Annotated in this window: 3 protein-coding genes and 1 pseudogene; all 4 read left to right on the plus strand. The window is 71.9% G+C overall.

Going from position 1 to position 5,381, the window contains the following annotated elements; genetic code table 11:
• Positions 1-172 precede the first annotated feature (172 nt).
• Positions 173-1,960 carry a murein biosynthesis integral membrane protein MurJ gene (gene murJ, locus Q1N79_RS16625; RefSeq protein ID WP_300609985.1) on the plus strand — a complete coding sequence of 596 codons (1,788 nt, stop codon included), beginning with the start codon at positions 173-175 and terminating at the stop codon, positions 1,958-1,960.
• A 280-nt stretch (positions 1,961-2,240) separates the two neighbouring features.
• Positions 2,241-3,839, plus strand: coding sequence for a protein kinase family protein (locus tag Q1N79_RS16630; RefSeq protein WP_300609986.1), 1,599 nt, complete (start codon positions 2,241-2,243; stop codon positions 3,837-3,839).
• A 16-nt stretch (positions 3,840-3,855) separates the two neighbouring features.
• Positions 3,856-4,665: an RNA polymerase sigma factor SigM gene (sigM, locus tag Q1N79_RS16635; RefSeq protein WP_300609987.1), complete on the plus strand. Its 810-nt coding sequence runs from the start codon at positions 3,856-3,858 to the stop codon at positions 4,663-4,665.
• Positions 4,662-5,381: pseudogene (locus tag Q1N79_RS16640) on the plus strand (hypothetical protein); the annotation flags it as partial. The gene sigM and the pseudogene Q1N79_RS16640, both read left to right, overlap by 4 nt.

Below are 5,381 nucleotides of genomic sequence, written 5' to 3' on the forward strand. Positions count from 1 at the left end.
ACGCCGACCGCCCCGTCGAGCCCGACCCCGTCGGGCCCGACTCCGACTCCCGGCGGCCCCTGAGCCCCGCGGAGGTAACCCTTGACCAGACCCGCCGCCGCCGACGGCGTTCTTCCCGCCGCCGCCGGGGTATCCGCAGCAGACCTACCCGCAGCCGCCTGACTACCCGCAGGTGCCGCAGCGCCCCGCCCCCGGGCGGCGGCCGCCCGACGGCGGCGACGGCGGCGACGGCGGCGAGAACCGCACCCAGATCCTGGAGTATCCGGGCGGGGGCACCCCGCCGGATGGCGGCCGGCGGCCGGCGGCGGACACCCAGCCCAACCTGACGCGCTCAAGCCAGGTGATGGCGCTGGGCACGCTCGTGTCCCGGGCTACCGGATTCCTGCGCACTTTCGTGTTCGTCGCCGCGCTTGGCACGGGGCGGCTGGCCATCGCCTACAACAACTCCAACACGCTGCCGAACACGATCTACTACCTGATGCTCGGCGGCATCTTCACGAGCGTCGTCGTGCCGCTGCTCGTCAAGGCGGCCAAGGACGACCCGGACCGGGGCGAGGCGTACGCCGAGCGCATCTTCACGCTGGGCGTGATCTCGCTGTTCACCGTCACGGTCATCGGGACGGCGCTGGCGGCGCCGCTCGTCGACCTGTACGCGGGCAACATCAACGGGCCGCCGGGAAGCCAGGGCGCCATGGAGCACCACGTGATGGTGCTCTTCGCGTACTTCTTCATCCCGCAGATCTTTTTCTACGGGATGGATTCGCTGCTTGGCGCGATCCTGAACACGCGCGGGCGGTTCGGCGCCAACATGTGGACGCCGGTGATCAACAACGTGGTCGTCATCGCCGTCGGCGGGCTGTTCATCGCCGTGCAGGGGCTGCAGCCAAGGGACGGGAACATCGCCATCTCCCCTGGCGGCCTCAAGCTGCTCGGCATCGGCACCACGCTGGGCATCGTCATCCAGTCGATAGCGCTGTTCCCCGTGCTGCGCCGGGCCGGGTTCAGCATGCGGCCGCGGTGGGACCTGCGGGGCGCGGAGGTGAGCGTGATCGGCCGGATGGCCGGCTGGATGGTGTTCTACGTCGTCTCGCAATGGCTCGGCAACCTGGTCGCACAGCGGGTAGCGAACGCGGCCGGGGCGGGCGGCGGCGGCTACGCGACCTACTCCTACGCATGGCAGCTGTTCCAGCTGCCGTACGCGGTCGTCGGGATCTCGGTGATCAGCGCGCTGTTGCCGCGGATGAGCGGCCACGCCACCGACCGCAGGTACTCGCTGGTCCGTGACGACTTCTCGACCGGGGTAAGGCTCGCGTCGGTCATCGTGGTGCCCGCGGCGGTCTTCCTTGCCGTGCTCGGCGCGCCGCTGTGCGAGTTCCTCTTCTCGATCGGCAGCGACTCGGTGCAGGATGCCAGGTACATCGGCGAGGTGTTCGGCATGTTCGCGCTCGGCCTGGTGCCGTTCATGCTGACCCAGCTGCAGCTGCGCGTGTTCTACTCGTTCCACGAGAACCGGACCCCGGCGATTATCGGCATGGTGATGCTCGTGGTCGGGGTGATCGGCGACCTGGTCGCGCTGCACGCCCTGCCGCGGGGTCAGGTTGTGATCGGCCTCGCCGCCGCCTACGACCTGATGACGCTGACCGGCGCGGTGCTGTCCTGGCCGCTGCTGCTGCGCCGGGTGGGCAGCCTGGACGGGTGGCGGATCACCCGCAGCCTGGTCCGGATGTTCCTGGCCACGCTGCCCGGCCTGGTGTTCGCCTTCGTGACGATGGCCGTCGTCGGGTCCGTGCTGCATGCCGGCCCGCTCTACGGCCTGGTCAGCATCGTTGTCGGCGGGGGCGGCGCGCTGTTGCTTTACGCATTCTGCGCCCGGGTGCTCGGCATCGATGAGTTCCGCATCCTAGTACGCTCGGTGGCCGGCCGTTTCGGGCGGTTACATAACAAACCAGTGTCAATGTGATTACAATGGGGATGGCGGGCAATGACGGGCGGGTAACTGATTCGGGAACAATGCAGCACGCGGGGGGAACTCACGAGCGCACCCCGCATGCTGGTGTGAGAGATTGAAGGTATTGGCGCGCGGCGATGAATGGCCGGGCCTGAATAAGCGGCAGGGTGACGATTGCGGACCGGCGCCGGACATTAGCATGAGAGGTACCCGCGGCGCGACCCGCACGGTCATCGTGGACACCCGGGGCTGGAAGGAGGCCGAGAGCGGGCCCCACTCTTGGCGCTAACGTATGAGCACGTACACCTCCGAACCAGGAACCAGGCTCGCCGGTCGATACCGGCTCGTCGACCAGGTCGCTGCGGGCAGCGGCTGGACGATGTGGAAGGGCTTGGACGAGACGCTCGCCCGCCCGGTGTCCGTGCTGACGTTCGCCCCGGGGTTCCCGCGGATTGCGCAGGTGGTGACCGCGGCCAGGGCCGCGAGCCGGCTCACCGACCCGCGGCTTGCCCAGGTGTTCGACGTCGAGGACGGCGGCGATCAGGCGTACGTGGTGCTCGAGTGGGTGGGCGGCGAGTCGCTGACCGACCTGCTCGCCGACGGCGCGCTCGACCCCGCCAGGGCGTGCGCCCTGGTCTGCGACGCCGCCCGCGCGCTCGCCGGCGCGCATGCCGCGGGGCAGGCGCACCTGCGGCTAACGCCTGAGTCGCTGCGCTGGACGCGCAGCAGCGGGGTGAAGATCAGCGGGCTTGGCATCGACGCCGCGCTCGCCGGCGCCGCCCTGACCGGCGCGGCCGCGAGCGACCCCGCGGTCACCGACACCCGGGACCTGGCGGCGCTGCTGTACGCGGCGCTCACCGGCTACTGGCCGGGCAACTCGCACAGCGGCCTGCCGCCCGCCCCCGTCACCGACGGGGTCCCGTGCACGCCGCGGCAGGTAACCGCGGACGTGTCACCCGCGGTCGACGGCGTCGTCTGCCGTGCGCTGCTGCAGCGGGCCGGCCGTCAGGGGCCGCCGATCCTGACTCCCGGGGCGTTCGCCGACGCGCTCGCCAGCGTGGCGCCGCCCGTGCCGCTGCCGGAGCCGGCGCCCTCGATGCCGCGCGGCGGCGGGCGGCATGACTACCCGGACCGCGACCCCTATTCCGGCTACCCGCCGCAGCCGGACGATCCCGGCAGCTGGGCGCTGCCTGACCAAGATCGCGACGGCGCTTCCTACCGTCGCCGCTACCCGGCCAGCGAGCGCAGCGCGGCGAGCCGCGCCGTGATCACCCTGGTGATCGTGCTCGTGCTCGCCGCGGTCGCCGCGACCGCGTGGGTGATCAGCGGCAGCCTGCACAAGTCCGCCGCCGGCCAGGCCCGCAAGCCCGCGCCGACGAGGGCGAGCTCCGCCCACTCCGCGGGGACCGTCCAGAGGCCTGTCGGCGTCACCACCTTCAACATCTTCGGCACCGACAACGAGGACCTGGCTCAAGCGCGGCTGGCCATCGACAACAATCCCGGCACGTACTGGGGCACCGACACGTACAAGAACTATCCGAAGTTCGGGAACCTGAAGCCCGGCACCGGCCTGATCATCGAGATGGGCAAGCGCGTCCGGCTCAGCCAGGTGCAGGTGCAGTTCGGCACCGTGTGCTGCACGACGGCGGAGATCTACCTCGGGAACAACGACACGATGTCCAAGACCGCGCTGCATCACTTCACCCTGGTGGCCGGCCTCGCTACGACATCTGGCGTGCACACCTTCACGATCGACTCGAACGCCACCGGCCAATATGTGCTGATCTGGCTGACAGGCAGCCTTCCTCCCGTTCCCGGGTCGCCGGGGACCTACCAGGCGCGCATCTACAACGTCGTCATCCGCGGGACAGCCGTCTCCGGTGCCGCCTGACGGCCGGGGGACGCCGATGGTTGGGCGGCGGAAGCTGGCCGCCGGTGTCACGGGCGATGACTCCGGCACCGCGGCGCCTGGCGCGCACGAGCCCGACCCGGCCGCCGGCACGCGCGGCACGGAGCGCGGCGGCGGCGGCGAGCCATCAGACGCCGAACTGCTCCGCCGCCACCTCGCGGGAGACGCCGAGGCCTTCGGCGTGCTGTTCCTGCGGCACAAGGACCGGCTCTGGGCGGTCGCGCTGCGCACGGTCTGCGACCCGGAGGATGCGGCTGACGCGCTCCAGGAGGCGATGATTTCGGCCTTCCGGCGGGCCGCGGACTTCCGCGGCGAGTCAGCGGTCACCACGTGGCTGCACAGGATCGTGGTCAACGCCGCCGTGGACCGGCTGCGCCGCAGGCAGTCGCGGAGCATCAGCTGGTCGGGTGACCCGGACGTGCTCGAGGCACTGGCCGCGCAGGCCGCCCGCGGCGGGCCGGCCGTGGCCGGGTCGCCGGCCGGCCGGGGCGGCGGCGCGGGTCAGCCGGCCGGCGTGCCTGTGTCCGACACCGCGGACGCCGTCGAGACCCGGCTGGACGTCGACGCGGCCCTGCGCATGCTGCCGCCGGAGCAGCGCTCGGCGCTGGTGCTCGTCGACATGCTGGGCTACCCGGTGGCCGAGGTGGCCGAGATCCTCGGCGTTTCCACGGGGACCGTGAAGAGCCGGTGCGCCAGGGGCAGGGCGCGCCTGGTCCCATACCTTTCGCATCTGCGCACCAATTCCCGCGTGGCCGGGAACCGGCCGGCTGCCGACAGCGTCTCACCTGAGCAGGAGGGAGGCGGATGAGCAGGCAACGGCACCCTGACACCGATACGCTGGCTAGCTACCTGGCGGGGCTGGCGGGCGGGTTCCGTGGCAGGCGGCTCGCGGCGCACGTCGCCAGGTGTCCCCGTTGCGCGTCGGTCAGCGACCAGCTCGGCGAGGTCAGCTCGGCGCTGGCAGCCGTGCCCGCGCCGGCCTTGCCTGAAGCCTTCCAGCGCCAGATACTCGCCGCCATTGCCGCCGAGGCTGCCACGCGTGCCGGTGCCGCGAACGCGGCCGAGCCCGCTCTCGCCGGGGCGAGTCCGGGCGCCGTGACGGCTCGTGACGCGGCTGCCGACGGTGCCGGCCGGGACTCCGCGACCGGTGTCCCTGCGCACCGCCGATCGCCCCGGGCACCAGTGTCACGCCGTCGGCGCGGCCCGCGGTTCCGGCTCGCGATGGCGATGGCACCCGTGCTTGCCTGCCTGCTCGCCGGGTTCGGGTACCTGCTGAGCCAGCCAAGCGCGTCGTCTGGGCCGGCAGGGACCACCGCGGCTGCTCCGGCCGCCCGCAGCGCGAACGCGCCGGCGGCGTCGCCGGGCGCGAACGCGATTTCGCCGGTCACCGGTGACCGCAAGTTCGCCGTGATCGCGAGCGGCACCAGCTACCTGAAGGCCACGCTGCGCGAGCAGGTCAGCGCCGAGCTGGCCGTGTACACGCACAGCGAGGCGGTCAACACACCCGTGCCCAGCGGGACGCCG

This window comes from Trebonia sp. (genome assembly GCF_030042015.1).
GTDB lineage: Bacteria > Actinomycetota > Actinomycetes > Streptosporangiales > Streptosporangiaceae > Trebonia.